This window comes from Deinococcus sp. LM3, from assembly GCF_002017875.1.
GTDB lineage: Bacteria > Deinococcota > Deinococci > Deinococcales > Deinococcaceae > Deinococcus.
Genome location: NZ_MUFV01000001.1, coordinates 2049560 through 2068142 on the forward strand (window position 1 = coordinate 2049560; position 18583 = coordinate 2068142).

At 67.2% G+C, this 18583-nt stretch carries 25 protein-coding genes; all 25 read left to right on the forward strand.

The genetic code is table 11. From position 1 onward, the window contains the following. The first annotated feature begins 11 nt into the window (after positions 1–11). The 25 genes from rpsS to BXU09_RS09735 all read left to right on the forward strand — a co-directional run bounded on the left by rpsS (position 12) and on the right by BXU09_RS09735 (position 18528). Complete coding sequence (rpsS, locus tag BXU09_RS09620; protein ID WP_055362774.1) at positions 12–299, forward strand: 30S ribosomal protein S19; 288 nt, start codon at positions 12–14, stop codon at positions 297–299. Beyond that, positions 296–694, forward strand: coding sequence for a 50S ribosomal protein L22 (gene rplV / locus BXU09_RS09625; protein WP_078302104.1), 399 nt, complete (start codon positions 296–298; stop codon positions 692–694). The genes rpsS and rplV overlap by 4 nt, the downstream gene beginning before the upstream one ends. After that, on the forward strand, positions 694–1437 hold the full coding sequence (gene rpsC / locus BXU09_RS09630; RefSeq protein ID WP_055362775.1) for a 30S ribosomal protein S3: 744 nt from the start codon (positions 694–696) through the stop codon (positions 1435–1437). The genes rplV and rpsC overlap by 1 nt, the downstream gene beginning before the upstream one ends. After that, complete coding sequence (gene rplP / locus BXU09_RS09635; protein ID WP_055362776.1) at positions 1437–1862, forward strand: 50S ribosomal protein L16; 426 nt, start codon at positions 1437–1439, stop codon at positions 1860–1862. The genes rpsC and rplP overlap by 1 nt, the downstream gene beginning before the upstream one ends. Further along, a complete protein-coding gene (gene rpmC / locus BXU09_RS09640; RefSeq protein ID WP_055362777.1) occupies positions 1849–2052 on the forward strand; it encodes a 50S ribosomal protein L29 in 204 nt (67 codons plus the stop codon). The genes rplP and rpmC overlap by 14 nt, the downstream gene beginning before the upstream one ends. Then, positions 2049–2333: a 30S ribosomal protein S17 gene (rpsQ, locus tag BXU09_RS09645; protein WP_055362778.1), complete on the forward strand. Its 285-nt coding sequence runs from the start codon at positions 2049–2051 to the stop codon at positions 2331–2333. The genes rpmC and rpsQ overlap by 4 nt, the downstream gene beginning before the upstream one ends. Next, positions 2330–2734 (forward strand): 50S ribosomal protein L14, encoded by a 405-nt coding sequence (gene rplN, locus BXU09_RS09650; RefSeq protein WP_022800312.1) that lies wholly within the window; start codon positions 2330–2332, stop codon positions 2732–2734. Before rpsQ ends, rplN begins: the two co-directional genes overlap by 4 nt. Further along, positions 2734–3081, forward strand: a complete 348-nt coding sequence (gene rplX, locus BXU09_RS09655) for a 50S ribosomal protein L24 (protein ID WP_055362779.1) — start codon at positions 2734–2736, stop codon at positions 3079–3081. The genes rplN and rplX overlap by 1 nt, the downstream gene beginning before the upstream one ends. Before the next feature lie 94 nt (positions 3082–3175). After that, a complete protein-coding gene (rplE, locus tag BXU09_RS09660) occupies positions 3176–3715 on the forward strand; it encodes a 50S ribosomal protein L5 (protein ID WP_055362780.1) in 540 nt (179 codons plus the stop codon). 9 nt (positions 3716–3724) lie between these two features. Next, positions 3725–3910 (forward strand): type Z 30S ribosomal protein S14, encoded by a 186-nt coding sequence (locus BXU09_RS09665; protein WP_055362781.1) that lies wholly within the window; start codon positions 3725–3727, stop codon positions 3908–3910. 347 nt (positions 3911–4257) lie between these two features. Further along, positions 4258–4659, forward strand: coding sequence for a 30S ribosomal protein S8 (gene rpsH, locus BXU09_RS09670; protein WP_055362782.1), 402 nt, complete (start codon positions 4258–4260; stop codon positions 4657–4659). A gap of 101 nt (positions 4660–4760) precedes the next feature. Continuing rightward, complete coding sequence (gene rplF, locus BXU09_RS09675) at positions 4761–5318, forward strand: 50S ribosomal protein L6 (RefSeq protein ID WP_078302105.1); 558 nt, start codon at positions 4761–4763, stop codon at positions 5316–5318. Then, positions 5318–5656: a 50S ribosomal protein L18 gene (gene rplR / locus BXU09_RS09680; RefSeq protein WP_055362784.1), complete on the forward strand. Its 339-nt coding sequence runs from the start codon at positions 5318–5320 to the stop codon at positions 5654–5656. The genes rplF and rplR overlap by 1 nt, the downstream gene beginning before the upstream one ends. Next, positions 5646–6167: a 30S ribosomal protein S5 gene (rpsE, locus tag BXU09_RS09685; RefSeq protein WP_078304916.1), complete on the forward strand. Its 522-nt coding sequence runs from the start codon at positions 5646–5648 to the stop codon at positions 6165–6167. Before rplR ends, rpsE begins: the two co-directional genes overlap by 11 nt. Next, positions 6164–6331, forward strand: a complete 168-nt coding sequence (gene rpmD / locus BXU09_RS09690) for a 50S ribosomal protein L30 (protein WP_055362786.1) — start codon at positions 6164–6166, stop codon at positions 6329–6331. Before rpsE ends, rpmD begins: the two co-directional genes overlap by 4 nt. Beyond that, complete coding sequence (gene rplO, locus BXU09_RS09695; RefSeq protein WP_055362787.1) at positions 6328–6798, forward strand: 50S ribosomal protein L15; 471 nt, start codon at positions 6328–6330, stop codon at positions 6796–6798. Before rpmD ends, rplO begins: the two co-directional genes overlap by 4 nt. Beyond that, entirely contained in the window at positions 6799–8118 is a 1320-nt protein-coding gene (secY, locus tag BXU09_RS09700; protein ID WP_055362788.1) for a preprotein translocase subunit SecY, read from the forward strand. It begins immediately after the preceding gene. Between the two features lie 303 nt (positions 8119–8421). Further along, on the forward strand, positions 8422–9015 hold the full coding sequence (locus tag BXU09_RS09705) for an adenylate kinase (RefSeq protein WP_078302107.1): 594 nt from the start codon (positions 8422–8424) through the stop codon (positions 9013–9015). A 364-nt stretch (positions 9016–9379) separates the two neighbouring features. Beyond that, the gene (locus BXU09_RS09710; RefSeq protein ID WP_078302109.1) at positions 9380–10711 is read left to right on the forward strand and encodes an SWIM zinc finger family protein; all 1332 of its coding nucleotides are present in this window, start codon (positions 9380–9382) and stop codon (positions 10709–10711) included. Then, positions 10708–12132, forward strand: coding sequence for a DUF5691 domain-containing protein (locus BXU09_RS09715; RefSeq protein ID WP_078302111.1), 1425 nt, complete (start codon positions 10708–10710; stop codon positions 12130–12132). Before BXU09_RS09710 ends, BXU09_RS09715 begins: the two co-directional genes overlap by 4 nt. After that, positions 12129–12791, forward strand: a complete 663-nt coding sequence (locus BXU09_RS20255; RefSeq protein WP_144012056.1) for a hypothetical protein — start codon at positions 12129–12131, stop codon at positions 12789–12791. The genes BXU09_RS09715 and BXU09_RS20255 overlap by 4 nt, the downstream gene beginning before the upstream one ends. Next, the gene (locus BXU09_RS09720) at positions 12778–13869 is read left to right on the forward strand and encodes an AAA family ATPase (RefSeq protein ID WP_078302113.1); all 1092 of its coding nucleotides are present in this window, start codon (positions 12778–12780) and stop codon (positions 13867–13869) included. The genes BXU09_RS20255 and BXU09_RS09720 overlap by 14 nt, the downstream gene beginning before the upstream one ends. 2 nt (positions 13870–13871) lie before the next feature. Next, a complete protein-coding gene (locus tag BXU09_RS09725) occupies positions 13872–15173 on the forward strand; it encodes a hypothetical protein (protein ID WP_078302115.1) in 1302 nt (433 codons plus the stop codon). Continuing rightward, entirely contained in the window at positions 15170–17350 is a 2181-nt protein-coding gene (locus tag BXU09_RS09730; protein ID WP_078302117.1) for a DUF5682 family protein, read from the forward strand. The genes BXU09_RS09725 and BXU09_RS09730 overlap by 4 nt, the downstream gene beginning before the upstream one ends. After that, the gene (locus BXU09_RS09735; protein ID WP_240501146.1) at positions 17347–18528 is read left to right on the forward strand and encodes a VWA domain-containing protein; all 1182 of its coding nucleotides are present in this window, start codon (positions 17347–17349) and stop codon (positions 18526–18528) included. The genes BXU09_RS09730 and BXU09_RS09735 overlap by 4 nt, the downstream gene beginning before the upstream one ends. Positions 18529–18583 lie beyond the last annotated feature (55 nt).

Sequence of the window (18583 nt, forward strand, 5' to 3'; positions counted from 1 at the left end):
GAGGGTAGGACATGCCCCGTAGCCTCAAGAAAGGCCCGTTCGTGGATGACCACCTCCTGAAGAAGGTCGACGTCCAGAACGAAAAGAAAGACAAGCGCGTCATCAAGACCTGGTCGCGCCGCTCCACCATCGTCCCCGAAATGATCGGTCACACCATCGCCGTCCACAACGGCAAGCAGCACGTTCCCGTCTTCGTGAACGAGCAGATGATCGGCCACAAGCTCGGCGAGTTCAGCCCCACCCGCAGCTACCGCGGCCACGGCGCTGACAAGAACGCCAAGGGGAGCAAGAAGAAATGACCGCTCCTGAATTCCGCAACAAGAAGCAGCGCAAGCAGCAGCAGAAACTGCGCACCCCCGGCAAGGCCATCGCCAAGTACGTGCGCATCAGCCCCCGCAAGGTCCGCCTCGTGGTCGACGTGATCCGCGGCAAGAGCGTGCGTGACGCCGAAGACCTGCTGCGCTTCATCCCCCGCGCCGCCAGCGAGCCCGTCGCGAAAGTCCTGAACAGCGCCAAGCACAACGCGCTGCACAACGACGAGATGCTCGAAGACCGCCTGGTCATCACGGCCGCCTACGTGGACGCCGGACCGACCCTCAAGCGCCTGATTCCCCGCGCCCGTGGCAGCGCGAACATCATCAAGAAGCGCACCAGCCACATCACCATCATCGTGGGCGAGAAGGGGAACAAGTAATGGGTAACAAGATCAACCCGAACGGCTTCCGCCTGGGCATCACCCGTGGCTGGAACAGCCGCTGGTACGCCGGCAAGAAGCAGTACGCCGGTCTGCTGAAAGAGGACGAGAAGATCCGTAACCTCGTCGGCAAGAAGCTCAACGCTGCCGGCATCGCCCGCATCGAGATCGAGCGCGCCGGCCAGCAGGTCAACGTGATCATCAGCGCCGCGAAACCCGGCATCGTGATCGGCAAGGGCGGCGAGTCCATCAAGGAACTCCGCCAGGACATCGAGAAACTCGTGTCCGCCGGCACGGTTGCGGTGAACGTCGCCGAGATCCCCAACCCCAACATCAGCGCGCCCCTGGTCGCCCTGCGCATCGCCGAGCAGATCGAACGCCGCTTCGCGTTCCGCCGCGCCATGAAGCAGGCCGCCCAGCGCGTGATGGAATCCGGCGCCCGTGGCGTCAAGATCATCCTGTCCGGCCGCCTCGGCGGAGCCGAGCAGGCCCGTACCGAGATGGTCCGCGAAGGCCGCGTGCCCCTGCACACCCTGCGCGCCGACATCGACTACGGCACCGCCCTGGCCCGCACCACCTACGGCATCCTGGGCATCAAGGTCATGGTCTTCACCGGTGAAGTCATCGGTGGCCGCACCGAGACCTTCGCCCGCCCCCAGCGCCGCAACGACGAGCGCCGCCCTGAAGGTGACCGTCCCAACCGGCGCCGCCCGACCGCGCGGCGCCGCCCCGGAGGTGAGTGATGCTTCTTCCCAAGCGCACCAAGTTCCGTAAACAGCACCGCGGCCGGATGACCGGTGACGCCAAGGGCGGCGACTACGTCGCGTTCGGCGACTTCGGCCTGATCGCCCTGGAACCCGCCTGGATCAAGAGCAACCAGATTGAGGCGTGCCGTATCGTCATGAGCCGTCACTTCCGCCGCGGCGGTAAGATCTACATCCGCATCTTCCCCGACAAACCCGTCACCAAGAAACCCGCCGAAACCCGAATGGGTAAAGGTAAGGGCGCCGTGGAGTTCTGGGTCAGCGTCGTGAAACCCGGCCGCGTGATGTTCGAAGTGTCCGGCGTGACCGAGGAGCAGGCCAAGGAAGCCTTCCGCCTCGCCGGTCACAAGCTGCCCATCCAGACCAAGATGGTCAAGCGCGAGGTCTACGATGAAGCCCAGTGAGATGCGTAACCTGAAGGCCGACGATTTCGCCCGTGAAATCGACGCCCGCAAGAAAGAACTGATGGAGCTGCGCTTCCAGGCCGCCACCGGCAACCTGGCCCAGCCCCACCGCGTGACGCAGCTGCGCCGCGAAGTCGCTCAGCTCAACACCATCCGCGCTGAGCAGAGCAAGCAGGGAGAGCAGGCATGAAGAAGACCTTTACCGGCGTCGTCGTGAGCGACAAGGCCGACAAGACGGTCAGCGTCAAGGTCGAGCGCCGCTTCGCCCACCCGCTGTACGGCAAGGTCGTGACCCGCAGCCACAAGTACGCTGCGCACGACGAGAACAACGAGTTCCGTATCGGCGACCGCGTCGAGATCCTCGCGGTGCGCCCCATCAGCAAGACCAAGACCTGGAAGGTCACCAAGCTGATCGAGCGTCCCCGCGGCATCGAGACCACCGCCGTGGAAACCGAAGGGGGTAACGCATGATCATGCCTCAATCCCGCCTCGACGTGGCGGACAACAGCGGCGCCCGCGAGATCATGTGCATCCGCGTGCTGAACAGCGGCATCGGCGGCAAGGGCCTGACGACCGGCGGCGGCGGTAACAAACGCTACGCCCACGTCGGCGACATCATCGTCGCCTCCGTCAAGGACGCCGCCCCCCGCGGCACCGTCAAGGCCGGCGACGTCGTCAAGGCCGTGGTCGTGCGCACCAGCCACGCCATCAAGCGCGCCGACGGCAGCACCATCCGCTTCGACAAGAACGCGGCCGTCATCATCAACAACCAGGGCGAGCCCCGCGGCACGCGCGTCTTCGGGCCGGTCGCCCGTGAACTCCGCGACCGCCGCTTCATGAAGATCGTCTCCCTGGCCCCGGAGGTGCTGTAATGCCCCGTCCCAGCGCTGGTAGCCACCACGGCGACAAGCTGCACTTCAAGAAGGGTGACACCGTCATCGTTCTGAGCGGCAAGCACAAAGGTCAGACCGGCAAGGTTCTCCTCGCCCTGCCCCGCGACCAGAAGGTCGTCGTGGAAGGCGTGAACCTCGTCACCAAGAACGTCAAGCCCAGCCCCGCCAACCCCCAGGGTGGGCAGGAGCGCCGCGAACTGGCCCTTCACGCCAGCAAGGTCGCCATCGTCGATCCCGAAACGGGCAAGGCGACCCGCATCCGCAAGACCATCGTGGACGGCAAGAAAGTCCGCGTGGCCGTCGCGAGCGGCAAGAACATCGACTGAACCCACTCCGGGCCGCGCCGCCCCCACCGCGGGGCGCGCAGCGGCCTGAGCGGCGCTCTCTGAAAAACTGGGAGACCGCTCGAAGGAACCCACCATGCAGCAGATGAAAGTCAAGTACAACGAGCAGGTCCGCCCCGCGCTGATGCAGCAGTTCGGCTACTCCAGCGTGATGGCCGTGCCCCGCATCGAGAAGATCGTCGTGAACGAAGGCCTGGGCTCCGCCAAGGAAGACAGCAAGGCGATCGACAAGGCCAGCAAGGAACTCGCGCTGATCACCCTGCAGAAGCCCATCGTCACCAAGGCGAAGAAGAGCATCAGCAACTTCAAGCTGCGCCAGGGCATGCCGGTCGGCATCAAGGTCACGCTGCGCGGCGAGCGCATGTACGTGTTCCTCGAGAAGCTGATCAACATCGGCCTGCCCCGCATCCGTGACTTCCGTGGAGTGAACCCCAACGCCTTCGACGGCCGCGGCAACTACAACCTCGGCATCAAGGAGCAGCTGATCTTCCCGGAAATCACCTACGACATGGTCGACAAGGTGCGCGGGATGGACATCACGATCGTGACCACCGCGAAAACCGACGAAGAAGCCCGCGCGCTCCTCCAGGCCATGGGTCTGCCCTTCCGGAAATAAGGAACTGATATGGCGAACACCTCGAAAGTTGTCAAGGCCGCGCGCGGTCACAAGTACGCCGTGCAGAACTACAGCCGTTGCAGCCGCTGCGGCCGCGCCCGTGGGTACTACCGCTTCTTCGGCATGTGCCGCATCTGCATCCGCGAGATGGCGCACAAGGGCGAACTGCCCGGCGTGAAGAAAAGCAGCTGGTAAGCGACCCCCTCTCAGAACATTCCCCCCCCGGCAACGGGGGGTTGTTCATTTCTGCCCCCAGCTGTCCTGCCGGGGCGTTTCCGCGCAGGCATTGCCAGAAGCGGCCGCAGTCTGATACACTCGTTTCTTGCCGCACCCTGTGCGGTGTTCGTGCTGTGCCACCCTGGATACGAACCCCTCACCTTGAGCGGTCATCGTCCAGCGGCGGATTCCAACCCAACAGAAGAAGCGGCGGTCCCCATACTGCCATCCACTTCACGAGGGGAGCCTAGCGCCCGGCATCAGACAGATGCGGGGCCACCTGCCGGGGCGCGCGTGCCTGACACGCCGACCCCTGGAGGAGATACATGCTGAGTGATCCTATCGCCGACATGCTCACGCGCATCCGCAACGCGACGCGCACCTTTAAGGAGACCGTGGACATCCCGGCCTCCAAGTTCAAGGAAGAACTGGCCAAACTGCTCGTGCAGGAAGGCTACGTTGCGTCCTACGAGCGCCTGCTGCCCGAAGGGCAGAAATTCGACGTGCTGCGCCTGACCCTGAAGTACGGGGCCAAGCGTGAGCAGGTCATCAAGCACATCGAGCGCATCAGCCGTCCTGGCCGCCGCGCTTACGTCAGCGCCGACAACCTGCCCCGCATCCAGCGCGGCCTGGGCGTCGCCGTGGTCTCCACGAGCAAAGGCCTGCTGGCCGACCGCGACGCCCGCAAACAGGGTGTCGGCGGCGAAGTCATCTGCGTTCTCTGGTAATCCCCGCCCAGCGGTAGGATTCCAGCGAGCACGAGATCTCACCTGACCTCGGACACCGCCCGGCGGAACGTTCCGAACTTAAGGAAGAAGGAGGACAGCCCATGTCCCGAATTGGTAAACAGCCGATCGCCGTTCCCAGCGGCGTGACCACGAGCGCCACTGGCGGCGTCTTCAAGGTCAAAGGCCCGAAAGGCGAACTGACGGTTCCCTACAACCAGGAACTGACCATCAAGCAGGACGGCGACCAGCTCATCGTCGAGCGTCCCAGCGACCAGCAGCGCCACCGCGCGCTGCACGGCCTGACCCGCACCCTGGTGGCCAACGCCGTCAAGGGTGTCAGCGACGGCTACACCATCAACCTGGAACTGAAGGGCGTGGGTTTCCGCGCCAAGCTCGCCGGGAAGAACCTCGAACTGACCATCGGCTACAGCCACCCGGTCATCATCGAGCCCCCGGCCGGCGTGACCTTCACGGTTCCCGAGCCTACCAAGATCGACGTGAGCGGCATCGACAAGCAGCTCGTCGGTCAGGTGGCCGCCAACGTCCGCAAGGTGCGTAAGCCCGACGCCTACCACGGCAAGGGTGTTCGCTTCGCCGGCGAGAAAATCGCCCTCAAAGCTGGTAAAGCCGGTGCCACCGGCGGGAAAGGGAAGAAATAATGGCTGCCCAGACGACCGTGCGCCGCAAGCTCCGCGCCCGCCGCAAAGTGCGGCAGGCCGCCGGAGAGCGCCTGCGCCTCAGCGTGTTCCGCTCCAGCAAGCACATCTACGCCCAGATCATCGACGACAGCAAGGGCACGACCGTTGCTGCGGCCAGCAGCGCCGCCGTCAAGACCGGGACCAAGACCGACACCGCCGCCGCCGTGGGCAAGGCCCTGGCGGAAGCCGCTGTCGCCAAGGGCGTCAGCAAGGTGGTCTTTGACCGTGGCCAGTACCGCTACCACGGACGCGTGAAAGCGCTCGCAGACGCGGCGCGGGAGGGTGGCCTTGACTTTTAACCGACGCAACGACCGCATGGAGCGCGAAAGCAGCGAATTCGAAGAGAAGATGCTGTTCGTCAACCGCACCAGCAAAACCTACCAGGGTGGTCGCCGGTTCCGCTTCGCTGCACTCGTGATCCTGGGCGACCGCAACGGCCGCGTGGGCATGGGCATCGGCAAGGCGAAGGAAGTGCCCGTGGCCATCGAGAAGGCCAAGAGCATCGCCCGCAAGAACATGATCATGGTGCCCGTCGAGAACGGCACCATCCCCCACGACATCGTGGGCGTGAACAGCACCAGCCGCGTGCTGCTCAAGCCCGCAGGCCCCGGTACCGGTGTGATCGCCGGCACCGTGCCCCGCTCCATCGCCGAACTGGCGGGCATTACCAACATGCTCAGCAAGGAACTCGGCAGCCGGAACAAGGTGAACGTGGCGTACGCCGTGTTCGACGGCCTGAAGAACCTCCGCACCGCCAAGCAGGTCCGTGCCCTGCGCGGCGAGGCGCAGCCCACCGGAGGCGCGCAGTGAAAATTACCCTCAAGCGCAGCGTCATCGGCCGCCCTGGTTACCAGGTGAAGACCGTTCACGCGCTGGGCCTCAAGAAGATCGGCGACAGCCGTGAAATCAACGACAGCCCTGCCATTCGCGGCATGGTGAACACCGTCAAGCACCTCCTGGAGGTGGAAGCGTGAAGCTCCACGAACTCAAACCCCACGCTGGCAGCCGCAAGGACCGCAAGCGCGTCGGTCGCGGCCCCGGCGGCACCGACAAGACCGCCGGTCGCGGTCACAAGGGCCAGAAGAGCCGTAGCGGCGCCGGTAAGGGCAGCTACTTCGAAGGTGGCCGCAGCACGCTGATCAGCCGCCTGCCCAAGCGCGGTTTCAACAACGTGGGCGTGACCTTCGAAGTGGTGAACCTGGCCAGCCTCGACATGATCGAGGACGCCGTCACCACCATCGACCGCAACACGCTGGAAATTGTGGGCCTCGTGCGCCGCAAGAACCGCCCCGTGAAACTGCTCGGCAACGGTGAAATCAGCCGCGCCCTGACCATCCACGTCGACGCGGCCAGCGAAGGCGCGGTCAAGGCCGTGGAAGCTGCCGGCGGCAAGGTCATCCTGCCCGCCGCGAAGACGGAAAGCGCCGAGAAGGCGGAGTAAATGCTGCGCGCCTTCCGCGACGCTTTCCGGATTCCGGATCTCCAGCGGAAGATTGTCTTCACCCTGCTGCTCCTGGCGGTGTACCGACTCGGGAGTGCAATACCCACTCCCGGCGTCAACACCGCCGCACTTGAACAGGCCACCTCGGGTGGCCTTTTCGGGTTGATCAGCCTGATCTCGGGTGGCAATCTTTCGCAGTTCTCGATCTTCGCGCTGGGCGTGCTGCCGTACATCACGGCCAGCATCGTCATTCAGCTGATGACCACCACCATTCCCGCCCTGGAGAAGCTCTCCAAGGAGGGCGAGGAAGGCCGCAAGAAGATCAACCAGTTCACGCGCTACGCCGCCGTGGGCCTGGGCACCGTGCAGGCAGTGTTCTTCTCGCTGTACATCACCTCGCAGCCGCAGTTCCTGGCGCCCGGCTGGGACGGCGGATTCTTCACGCTGTTCGTGATGGTCCTGACCCAGGTGGCCGGGATCGCCTTCACGATGTGGATCGGGGAGCGCATCACGGACGTCGGGGTCGGGAACGGCATCAGCCTGATCATCACGGCCGGGATCATCGCGGTGTACCCGCGTGAGATCGCGGCGACCGCGCAGCTGCTCCGCACCGATCAGGTGCAGATCCTGTCGCTGGTGGCCTTCGCCGCCGTGATCCTGCTGACCATCGCCGGGATCGTGTACGTGTACCAGGCCGAGCGCCGCGTGCCCGTCACGTACGCCCGCGCGCGGGCTGGCGCGGCCGGTCAGGCGCGCGGCGCGGGACAGGCCACCTGGCTGCCGATCAAGGTGAACCAGGCGGGCGTGATTCCCGTGATCTTCGCGTCGGCGGTGCTGATCCTCCCGAACCTGATCGCCACGGCCACCGTGGAACGCGCGCCGAACGTGAACGCGTTCATCCAGACGAACCTGACCTTCGGTCAGCCGCTGTACATGGCGGTCGAAGCGCTGCTGATCTTCGGGTTCACGTACCTGTACAACAGCGTGCAGTTCGATCCGAAGCGCATTGCCGAGCAGCTGCGTGAAGCGGGCGGCTTCATTCCGGGCGTCCGTCCGGGCACGCCGACCGCCGAGTTCCTGGGCACCATCAGTGGCCGCCTGAGCCTGTGGGGCGCGACCTTCCTGGTGGTCCTGACGATCATGCCGCAGCTCGTGCAGAGCGCCACCGGCATCACCACCTTCCAGTTCTCCGGAACGGGGCTGCTGATCATCGTGGGCGTGGCCCTCGAGACGCTCAAGCAGCTCGAAGCGCAGCTCACGGTGCGCCGCTACGACGGGTTCATCAGCAAGGGCCGCATCCGTGGCCGACTGAACAACTGATACGGACTCCGATTGAATGGGCTGCAAAGCCCGTTCAATCCGAGCGGATGCGAGTGGGAGAGAAACGGGTTCCGGACGTGGAGCTGGCAATCCGGTGAAGTTCCGGATTGTCAGCGAAACAAACGGAATCCGTATGACCCCGACTGCTTTCTGCAACCGCCTGCCGTTCGTGCAGGCGGTTTTTTTTGTGGTCGGACCCGTGCGGCGCGGTCTCGTTACCTGCCGGGGTACAGGGCCGGGCTGATCAGGCCCGCCCCGGACAGCGCCGGAGCCTATATCCTGAGGGTCTAACGGAGGGAAAGTGTGACTGGACAGAAGAACAACGTCGTGATCTTCCTCGGGCCTCCCGGCGCCGGCAAGGGAACCCAGGCGGAACGACTGGCGCAGGACCGGGGTCTCGTGAAGATCAGCACCGGTGACATCCTGCGGGATCACGTGAAACGTGACACCGAACTGGGGCAGCAGGTGAAGCCCATTCTGGACGCCGGGAAACTGGTGCCGGACGAGATCCTGATCGCGCTGATCCGCGACCGGCTGGCCGACATGGAGAGCGTGCGCGTGATCTTCGACGGGTTCCCCCGCACGACCGCGCAGGCGCAGGGTCTGGACGTGCTGCTGGAGGAACTGGGCGCACCCGTGAACGCCGTGCCGCTGCTGGAAGTGCCGGACGAGGTGCTGGTGGCGCGGATCGTGGAGCGGGGCCGTCAGGCCGCCGAGCGGGGCGAGGCGGTGCGCAGCGACGACACCGAGGAAGTGGCGCGTCACCGTCAGCAGGTGTACCGCGAGCAGACGCAGCCGCTGATCGACTACTACTCGGCGCGGGGGCACCTGTACCGCGTGGATGGCGTGGGGGGCATGGACGAGGTCTACGACCGGATCGTGGCTGGCCTGAAGTAATACGGACTCCGATTGGATGGGCTTTGCAGCCCATTCAATCCGAGCGGAGCGAGTAGGAGAAAAACGGGTTCCGGACGTGGAGCTGGCAATCCGGTGAAGTTCCGGATTGTCAGCGAAACAAACGGAACCCGTATAAGGCCTGAACCGGGGCCGGGGGTGACGTGCAGGACTGCCGTCGCTTCCGGCCCTTTCCTGTGGTGACTCTGATTCCCGGTGGGTTGCCGGGTGTCTGTGCTGGCGCCTTGCCGGGCGCGCGGTCGTTGCAGCGCCGCTTGCCTGCCAAGGGTGAATGCGTTACATTACGCCAGTAGCGTAATTTATCTCCGGGGTTCTGAGCTGCAGGCTGGACCCGAAAGGAAGGCCCATGACCCCCACGCCCACTCCGCTGACTCCCGACGCCGTCCTGGCGCTCGCGCCCGACGCCGCCAGCGCCCAGGCCGCCCGCAAACTCGCCGCGCCCGGCAAATGGCAGAACCTGAACACCCCGGCCGGCAGCCTGTGGGGCGAATGCCAGGGCAGCGGCCGCACCCCCTATCTGACCGGCGTGGATCTGAGCGGCCCGGCGCAGACCAGTCCCGCCTTCAAGTGCACCTGCCCCAGCCGCAAATTCCCCTGCAAGCACGCCCTGGCCCTGCTGCTGCTCCGCGCCACCCACGCAGACACCTTCGGACAGGCCGCGCCGCCCGCCACCCTCCAGACCTGGCTGGACGGCCGGGCCGCGCGCGCCGCCCCGACCAGCCCGACCACCACAGAAACCGCCGCGCCCGACCCCGCCGCGCAGGCCAGACGCCGCGCCGCCCGCGAGAAGAAAGTCACCGCCGGCCTGGACGCCCTCCAGACCTTCCTGAAAGACCTGATCCGCGACGGACTGGCCCACGCGCCCGCCCGCCCGTACAGCGACTGGGACACCCAGGCCGCCCGCCTCGTGGACGCCCAGGCGCCCGGCGCGGCCCGACTGGTGCGGCAGATTCCCGACCACCTGCACGACCCCGCCGCGCTGCTCTCGCACCTGACCCGCCTGTACCTGCTGACCGAGGCGTGGCCCCGCCGGGACACCCTGTCGGGAGAGCAGCAGGCGGACCTGCGCGCCGCGCTGGGCTTCCCGCTCGACTCGGCCAGCGTCCTGGCGGGCGGCGGCATCCGCGCCGACTGGCAGGTCATGGGCCAGAGCGTCACCGAGGAGGACACCCTGAGCACCCGCCGCACCTGGCTGGTCAGCGGCGACCACACCGCCCTGCTGCTGGACTTCTCGGCGTGGGGGCGGCCCTTCCCGCCCGCCCTGCCCCCCGGCGCGGCGGTGCAGGCCGAGGTGTGCCACGCGCCCGGCACGTTCCCGCAGCGCGCCCTCCTGAACGGAGAAGCGCTGGCGGTTGCGTCCGGCCCGCTCCCGGCAGGCCTGACGCTGGACGCCCTGCTCGACCGGCACGGCGCGGCCCTGGCCCTGAACCCCTGGCTGGACCGCACCGCGCACCTCGCCGGCCCCCTGCTCGTGATCCCCGGCGACCCCTGGCACGCGCAGGACACCACCGGCCGCCTCCCCCTGAGCGGCCATGGGCGCACCCTGCACACCCTGCTGGCCCTGAGCGGCGGGCACCCCGTCACCGTGTATGCCGAGTGGAACGGAAAGACCCTGACCCCCCTGAGCGTGCAGCACGAGGGAACGCTGCACCCCTTCCGGACGGTGGCCGACGCATGAGCCACCACGACGCCCTGCTCGCCCTGGCCCTGGTAGGCACCACGCGCGGCACCCTCCCCACCCCCGACCCCGACCCACTGGCGCAGGCGGCCGCGCAGATCACCCGCCCGGAGGCCGAGGGCACCCTGCTGGCCCGCGCCGCCCTGCACGCCCTCGCGCACGCCGCCGGACACACCCCCGACCCACCGGGCGACCCACCCCCGGCTCCCGCGCCCCCCGAGACGCTGCCGGAAGTGCCGGAACGCGCCGCGCGGCACCTGTCACTGGTCCTCGGCACGCCCCTCCTGAGCGAATGGCTGACCCTGTGCGCGCAGGCCGGCTGGCGCGTACTGCCCGCGCGACTGCCGGAGCTTCTGGATCACGCCAGTCGCGACAGCCGCCTGCGCCCCCTGCTGATCCCCGTGCTGGGCGAGCGGGGCCGCTGGCTCGCCCGCTTTAACCCCGACTGGGCCTTCACGCCCCCCGACGAGGACGCCTGGGACACCGCCACCGACGCGAGCCGCGAGGCCCTGTGGCGCCGCGTGCGCGAACGCGACCCGCACGCCGCCCGCGACCTCCTGCGCCAGCACCTGAGCAGCGAACGCGCCGGCAGCCGCAAACGCCTTCTGGGGGTCCTGCTGGATACCCTGAGCGACGACGACCACAGCCTCGAACCGCTGCTGGACGCCCTGACCACCGACCGCAGCGACGACGTGCGCACCCTGGCCCGCACCGCCCTGCACCGCCTGAGCCGCAGCGCCCAGAACGCCCGGAACGCCGCCCGCCTCGCCGCCCTGCTGAACGGCGCGACCCCCACCCCCGACGAGCACGCCCCCCGCGACGGCCTGCCCGACCCCACCAGCCAGGACGCCCTGAGCTCTGCGGCCCTGCTGGAACACCTGCTGGAACATACCCACCCCGACACCCTGCTGGCCGCGCTGAACACCACCCCCGCCGCCCTGGTGGACCTCGCCCGGAAGCACGAGCAGCTCCAACCCCTCGCGGAGAACGCCGTCAGCACCGCCCATCCTGCGCTTGCCGCCGCCCTCCTGCCCGAACTGCCCACCCACCCCTTCCTGCTTCAGATCGGACCACCTGAAACTCTGGCCGCCGCGCAGACACAGGCCCTGCTTGACCGCGACCCGGACCGCCTGCTGGCCCTGTTCGGCCCACACCCCGGCCCCTGGCCCCCCGACCCCAGCGCCGCCCTCCTCGGCACCCTGCGCGACACCATCGGAACCGCCCACTACGCCGCCGCCTGGGGCTACCGCTGGGCACAACTCGCAGAACTCGCCGCCACGCACGCCCACCCGCACACCCTCCACCCCGACCCGCTCCCCACCGACGCCACCGACTACGCCCACCGCACCCTGACCGAACTGCTGGGCACCCTGGAACTGAGAAAGCAGATGTGGACCGACTTCGGGAAGGGGAGAGGATGACGGTGGACTTGAAGGCGCTGAAACGGGAAGCGCGGAAACAGGGCACTTCCGCAGAAAGACTGGCGGAGCTAGTCGCGCTGGGGACGGAATTATCTCGGGAAGTCGCGAGAGGGCAACATACCCCACCCCAACTGTTGCAGGCGCTGGCAGCTCACCCTGACGCTCTTACTGTGGAGGCTGTAGCCAGCAATCCACATACACCGCCTCAAACACTGGAGGCCCTGTCACTAAAAAATACAGCACTTGCCAAAAAAGTCGCTCATAACAAATCCACTCCAGGGCCGACACTGGAGCGACTTGGAAAGAGTCAGAACGATCAAATCAGAGAGGCGGTCTCCTTCAACCCTTCCGCTCCGCTTCATCTCCTTCTGATTCTGCGTGATGATCCGAACTCGGCGGTCAGTGATCATCTACTGCTTCGCAGCATGGGCCTCCTGGACCTCTATGGCAAGACGCAAGATGTTCCCGCTGAAAAACTCGTAAGGGCCATGGCCCTCACCGATCTGATTCCGGCAGAAGCCGCTGTCCGACTCTCTGAATGTTCAGACCCGCATGTACAGCTCGGCCTGCTTGAAAACATCGATAAAGTCGCCCTTTCCGTCCGGAACGAAATTAGACAGCGCTTACTCAGTAAGGAGCCCACCCATGACCACCCCTGATTCCACCGTCCTCCGTCAGCACGCCGAGCAGGCCTATGCACACGAACTGTCAGCCCTGGCCGCGCATGACGACCGGCCCCGCCCGCCCCGCTGGAACCTCTCACCGCACGCGGTGCTGACGTACCTGATGGGCGGCACGCTGAAAGACGGCACCGAGATCACCCCCAAGTACGTCGGGGAACGCCGCCTGATGGAGATCGCCGTTGCCACGCTCGCCACGGACCGCGCCCTGCTGCTGATCGGCGTGCCCGGCACCGCCAAGAGCTGGGTCAGCGAACACCTCGCCGCCGCGATCAGCGGCACCAGCACCCTGCTCGTGCAGGGCACCGCCGGCACCAGCGAGGAAAGCGTCCGCTACGGCTGGAACTACGCCCGCCTGCTCGCCGAGGGTCCCAGCGAGGCCGCCCTGGTCGAGAGTCCCATCGTGCGCGCCATGCGCACCGGGAAGATCGCCCGCCTGGAAGAACTGACGCGCGTGCAGAGCGACGTGCAGGACACCCTCATCACCATCCTGTCCGAGAAGACGCTGCCCATCCCGGAACTGAACGCCGAGGTGCAGGCCGTGCAGGGCTTCAACCTGATCGCCACCGCGAACAACCGCGACAAGGGCGTGAACGACCTGAGCAGCGCCCTGAAACGCCGCTTCAACACCGTCATCCTCCCCGTTCCCGACAGCCTCGACGACGAGGTCAGCATCGTCACCCGCCGCGTCGCGCAACTCGCCACCAACCTGCACATTCCCGCCCAGCCGCCCGCGCTGGAGGAAGTCCGCCGGATCGTCACCGTGTTCCGCGAACTGCGCGCCGGAGCCACCGAGGACGGCAAAACGAAACTCAAGAGCCCCAGCGGCAGCCTCAGCACCGCCGAAGCGATATCCGTCGTCAACCACGGCCTCAGCCTCGCCGCGCACTTCGGGAACGGCCACCTGACCGCCCACGACGTCGCCGCCAGCCTCGTCGGAGCCGTCGTGAAAGACCCCGTGCAGGACGCCGTCATCTGGCGCGAATACCTCGAAACCGTCGCCAAAAAACGCGACGACTGGAAGGATTTCTATAAAGCCTGCCGGGCAGTGAGCTGAGCATGGATGCCATCAATGAGTACCTGCGTCTTCTGGAAGCCAGACAAACTCTTGGACAGAAGAGTGTCGCTGTCGGTGGATTTTCCCAGCTGTCCAGTGAAGAGCAGGCACACCTGGTCAGGCTCCAGCAGACTGCCGATGAAGTTCTGAGGAGCCGCATCCAGACCGATCCGGAAGCCTCGTTGAGCCTGCTGATGACGCTGCTGGATCGGCGCGACACCCTCGGCGAGCATCGCCGACTGGTGGACTACGTCCCAGCTCACGGACTTCCCCGCGTGTTCGAGTCCTGCCTCCCTGCACTGGCACTGGATCATAAGGAAGCCGAGGCGGCGGGTCTGTACTTGCATTACCTGACGCTGAACAAGCTTCAGGATCAGGCTCCTGAGTTGTTCTACGAACATCTGCCCGTCTTGTTGAGCGAGAAGGACTGGTTGCGACTCGATGCTTGGCGTGGTGTCGGTCTGCGCATGAGCGGAGAGTTGAGACGCGAGTTCGAGTGTCCCTCGGCGGATCGCGCCTGGACTCAGGGCTGCCTGGAACGATCAGGTGCAGTGGAGAACTACGACTTCTTGGCGCAGGCGCTCGGCGTGCATCGACTGGACGAGGCTGGAATGGAAATGCAGGATGGGCACTGGCGTGCGCTGTACCCGGACGTCTGTTATCACATCCTGCCCAGTTCATCTGATTTGCAGACACATAACGTGACCGCTCCAGCTCATATGCATCTGGATGATCTGTCGTGGCGGATTGATGGCGAGGGAATGCAGGCTGAATACTGGGGCGCAGAAGGGCCGAAGTGCCCACATTGTGACTACAATCTGCAGCATCTCCTCACTCTCAGGAACCCGGTGCCCGGCGTTGCGCTTCAGACGCCCATCACCTTCGTGGTCTGCACGTATTGCATGATCGGTGACCGGCCTACGATCTTCGTTCATGATGAACACGGACTGCCTGAACGCCCCGAGTACCACGGGTTTGGTTTTGACGAGACGCGCGGTTATGACTTCTCAGACCTTGACCGGGAGACCTACAAGTTCCCGCATCAGGGTCTTCCCGTGCAGTTAAAGGCGACTCCGCCACGCTGGCTGTTCCAGAACAATTTCAACGACAGTCAGAACCTGAATCGGGTAGGTGGACTACCTTCCTGGTTGCAGGGGCCAGAGTGGGAAACCTGTCCTAAATGTCAGCAGACCATGCTGTTCGTGTTCCAGCTTCGTGACGGACTGGCCTACACCAATGGCATCATCTACGGATTCTGGTGCGCGTCCTGTCGGGTTAGCGCCATCCTGAACACCTACACATGAGCGTCTCCATTTTCCCCATTCGTCATCACGGCCCCGGCAGTGCGCGGTCGCTGGAGCACGCGCTGTCGCAGCTCGATCCGGATGTGGTGCTGGTCGAGGGGCCGTCGGATGCGGATTCCGTGCTGCCGTTTCTGGCGCAGGCGGACATGACGCCGCCCGTGGCGCTGCTGGGCTACGTGAACGACGATCCGGTGCGGGCCTCATTCTGGCCATTTGCGGCGTTCAGTCCGGAGTTCGTGGCGTTCCGCTGGGCGGCGCGTGCGGGGGCAGTGGCGCGATTCATGGATCTTCCGGCGGCGGTATCGCTGGCAGGCGAGCGTGAAGAGGACGATTCGGACGATCTGCACAGCGATCCGTTGCGGGTGCTGGCGGAGGCGGCCGGGTACGCGGATTTCGAGCGGTGGTGGGAGACGCTGGTCGAAGCGCGCGGCGACGACTTCGAGGTGTTCGACGCGATCAACGAGGCCATGCGGGCGGTGCGCGCGGACGCCCCGGCGGCGTCGGGTCGGGAGGCGCAGCGGGAGGCGTGGATGCGGCAGACGATCCGCGCGGCCGTGAAGGGCGGGGCGCAGCGGGTGGCGGTGGTGTGTGGGGCGTGGCATGCCCCTGTGCTGGACGTGAACGCCTTCAAGGCGAAGGATGATGCGGCGCTCCTGAAGGGCCTGCCGAAGGCGAAGGTCACGCTGACCTGGGTGCCGTGGACGCACGGTCGCCTCAGCACGGGCAGCGGGTACGGGGCGGGCGTGCGGTCGCCGGGGTACTACCATCATCTGTTCACGACGCGGCGGGACGTGACGGAACGCTGGTTCGCGCGGGTGGCGCGGCTGCTGCGCGAGGAGCGGCTGGAGGCGAGCAGCGCGTCCGTGATCGAGGCGACGCGGCTGGCGAACACCCTGGCGGCCCTGCGCGGGCGGGCGCTGCCGGGCCTGGACGAGCTGAACGAGGCGGCCCTGAGCGTGTTCGGGTGGGATAGCGACCTGCCGTTGCGGCTGATCGAGCGGCAGCTGATCGTGGGCGAGGCGCTGGGCGAGGTGCCGGACGGCGTGCCGACGGTGCCGCTGGCGCAGGATCTGGCGCGACTCCAGAAGCGGTTGCGGCTGAAGGTGCAGCCCGAGCAGATCGAGCTGACGCTTGACCTCCGGACGGACAACGATCTGGCGCGCAGCGTGCTGTTCCACCGCCTGAACCTCCTGGGCGTGCCGTGGGCGCAGGAGCGGTACGCGGGCGGGCGCGGCACCTTCAAGGAGGCGTGGGCGCTGGCTTGGCGGCCCGAGTTCAGCGTGCGGCTGGTCGAGGCGAGCCGCAGCGGGCAGACCGTGCAGGACGCGGCGACGGCGGTGGCGGTGGATGCCGCCCGGAACGCGGGCACGCTGGCGGAACTGACCACGCTGCTGGAGGTGGTGCGTTACGCCGATCTGGAGGGGGCGCTGCCGGTGGCCCTCTCGGCGCTGGACGCGCGGGCGGCCGGGAACGCGGACGTGAGTGATCTGCTGGGGGCCCTGCCGCCCCTGGCGCGGCTGGCGCGGTACGGCGACGTGCGCGGCCGGGACGGCGAGTCGAACGCCCTGGCCGGCGCGACCTTCCGCACGCTGCTCACGCGGGCGGGTGTGGGCCTGCCGCTGGCGGCGGTGGGCCTCGCGGACGATGCGGCCGCCACCCTGCGCGGGCACGTGCAGGGCGCCGACGCGGCCGTGCGCCTGCTGGACGACCCGGACGCCCTGAGCGGCTGGCACTCGGCCCTGGCCCGCCTCGCGGCGCGGGACGACACGCACCCGCTGCCCGGCGGGGACGCGGTGCGCCGGTTGCGGGACGCGGGCCTGCTGGACAGCGCGGAGGTCGAGCGCCGACTGGCCCGCGCCCTGAGCGGAACGCCGCCGGAGGTCACGGCCTGGCTGGACGGGTTCCTGGGTGACAGTGGCGCGCTCCTCGTGCATGATCCGGCGCTGCTGGGCCTGCTGGACGGGTGGCTGACCGGCCTGGACGAATCCGGGTTCACGCAGACGCTCCCGCTGCTGCGGCGGGTGTTCTCGCGGTTCGAGCGGCCGGAACGCCGCGCGATCGGCGAGGCCCTGCGTGGCGCGGGCGCGTCGGCGCGCGGCCCCCGGCGCGAGGTGAACGGGGAACGGGCGCTACGGGCCGTGCCCGTGGTGCTGCAACTGCTGGGGGTGAACGCATGATGGACGACACGGAACGTCGGCGCCGCTGGCGGCTGGTGCTGGGCGGGGGAGACGCGGACGGCGTGAGTGACTCCGGGGGAACGCCGCTGAACCTCTCGGCGCTGGACCGCCGCATGGACAGCGCCCTGGGCGGCCTGTACGACGCGGACGCCGGGCCGCGCCGGGGCGGGCTGGGCGCGAGTGCTCCGGGCGTCGCGCGCTGGCTGGCGGACCTGCGCGAGTTCTTCCCGGCGGACGTGGTGCGGGTGTTGCAGGCGGACGCCATCGAACGCCTGGACCTTCAGCAACTGCTGTTCGAACCCGAGATGCTCGACGGCGTCGAGCCGGACGTGAATCTCGTGGGCACCCTCCTGACCCTCAAGGGCGTGATGCCGCAGCGGGCGAAGGACGCGGCCCGCGCCGTGGTGCGCCGCGTGGTGGACGACCTGACGCGCCGGCTGGAGGAACCCACCCGCGCCGCCGTGACCGGCAGCCTGAGCCGCGCGCAGCGGAACTTCCGGCCCCGCCCGGCCGAGATCGACTGGGACCGGACCATCCGCGCGAACCTCAAGACCTACCAGCCGGGGAAGAACACCATCATCCCCGAGCGGCTGATCGGCATGGGCCGCCGGCGCCGCTCGCTGCGGGACATCGTGCTGTGCCTGGATCAGTCGGGCAGCATGGCGAGCAGCGTCGTGTACGCCGGGGTGTTCGGCGCGGTGCTGGCCAGCCTCCCGGCCGTCAGTACCCGCGTCGTGGTGTTCGACACCGAAGTCGCGGACCTGTCCGAGCACCTGGAGGACCCGGTAGACGTGCTGTACGGCATTCAGCTGGGCGGCGGCACCGACATCAACCGGGCGCTCGCGTACTGCCAGGGGGTCATCCAGCGGCCCGAGCAGACCATCCTGGTGCTGATCAGCGACCTGTACGAGGGTGGCAACGAGCGCGAGATGCTGGCCCGCGCCCGCACCCTGAAGGGCAGCGGCGTGCAGCTGATCGCCCTGCTGGCCCTCTCGGACGACGGCGCGCCCAGTTACGATCACGGCGTGGCGCGGGCCTTCGCGGAGATGGGCATCCCGGCGTTCGCCTGCACGCCCGACCACTTTCCCGGCCTGATGGCGGCCGCCATTCGCGGGGATGACGTGGGCAGCTGGGCCGGAACGCAGGGACTTCCGGTCCGGGGCGCCGGCGTAGGTTGAACGCATGACAGCGCAGCGTCTGGTGAGCCTACAGCGTCAGCCGGTCCGCGAGGCG

Coding starts and splice junctions, on each gene's coding strand:
- rplV (WP_078302104.1), top strand. CDS start 296: ATGACCGCTCCTGAATTCCGCAACAAGAAGCAGCGCAAGCAGCAGCAG.
- rplR (WP_055362784.1), top strand. CDS start 5,318: ATGGCTGCCCAGACGACCGTGCGCCGCAAGCTCCGCGCCCGCCGCAAA.
- BXU09_RS09720 (WP_078302113.1), top strand. CDS start 12,778: ATGACCACCCCTGATTCCACCGTCCTCCGTCAGCACGCCGAGCAGGCC.
- BXU09_RS09715 (WP_078302111.1), top strand. CDS start 10,708: ATGAGCCACCACGACGCCCTGCTCGCCCTGGCCCTGGTAGGCACCACG.
- rplP (WP_055362776.1), top strand. CDS start 1,437: ATGCTTCTTCCCAAGCGCACCAAGTTCCGTAAACAGCACCGCGGCCGG.
- secY (WP_055362788.1), top strand. CDS start 6,799: ATGCTGCGCGCCTTCCGCGACGCTTTCCGGATTCCGGATCTCCAGCGG.
- BXU09_RS09735 (WP_240501146.1), top strand. CDS start 17,347: ATGATGGACGACACGGAACGTCGGCGCCGCTGGCGGCTGGTGCTGGGC.
- rpsS (WP_055362774.1), top strand. CDS start 12: ATGCCCCGTAGCCTCAAGAAAGGCCCGTTCGTGGATGACCACCTCCTG.
- rplF (WP_078302105.1), top strand. CDS start 4,761: ATGTCCCGAATTGGTAAACAGCCGATCGCCGTTCCCAGCGGCGTGACC.
- rplX (WP_055362779.1), top strand. CDS start 2,734: ATGCCCCGTCCCAGCGCTGGTAGCCACCACGGCGACAAGCTGCACTTC.
- rplE (WP_055362780.1), top strand. CDS start 3,176: ATGCAGCAGATGAAAGTCAAGTACAACGAGCAGGTCCGCCCCGCGCTG.
- rplN (WP_022800312.1), top strand. CDS start 2,330: ATGATCATGCCTCAATCCCGCCTCGACGTGGCGGACAACAGCGGCGCC.
- rpsC (WP_055362775.1), top strand. CDS start 694: ATGGGTAACAAGATCAACCCGAACGGCTTCCGCCTGGGCATCACCCGT.
- BXU09_RS09710 (WP_078302109.1), top strand. CDS start 9,380: ATGACCCCCACGCCCACTCCGCTGACTCCCGACGCCGTCCTGGCGCTC.
- rpsQ (WP_055362778.1), top strand. CDS start 2,049: ATGAAGAAGACCTTTACCGGCGTCGTCGTGAGCGACAAGGCCGACAAG.
- rpmC (WP_055362777.1), top strand. CDS start 1,849: ATGAAGCCCAGTGAGATGCGTAACCTGAAGGCCGACGATTTCGCCCGT.
- BXU09_RS20255 (WP_144012056.1), top strand. CDS start 12,129: ATGACGGTGGACTTGAAGGCGCTGAAACGGGAAGCGCGGAAACAGGGC.
- BXU09_RS09730 (WP_078302117.1), top strand. CDS start 15,170: ATGAGCGTCTCCATTTTCCCCATTCGTCATCACGGCCCCGGCAGTGCG.
- rpsH (WP_055362782.1), top strand. CDS start 4,258: ATGCTGAGTGATCCTATCGCCGACATGCTCACGCGCATCCGCAACGCG.
- BXU09_RS09725 (WP_078302115.1), top strand. CDS start 13,872: ATGGATGCCATCAATGAGTACCTGCGTCTTCTGGAAGCCAGACAAACT.
- BXU09_RS09665 (WP_055362781.1), top strand. CDS start 3,725: ATGGCGAACACCTCGAAAGTTGTCAAGGCCGCGCGCGGTCACAAGTAC.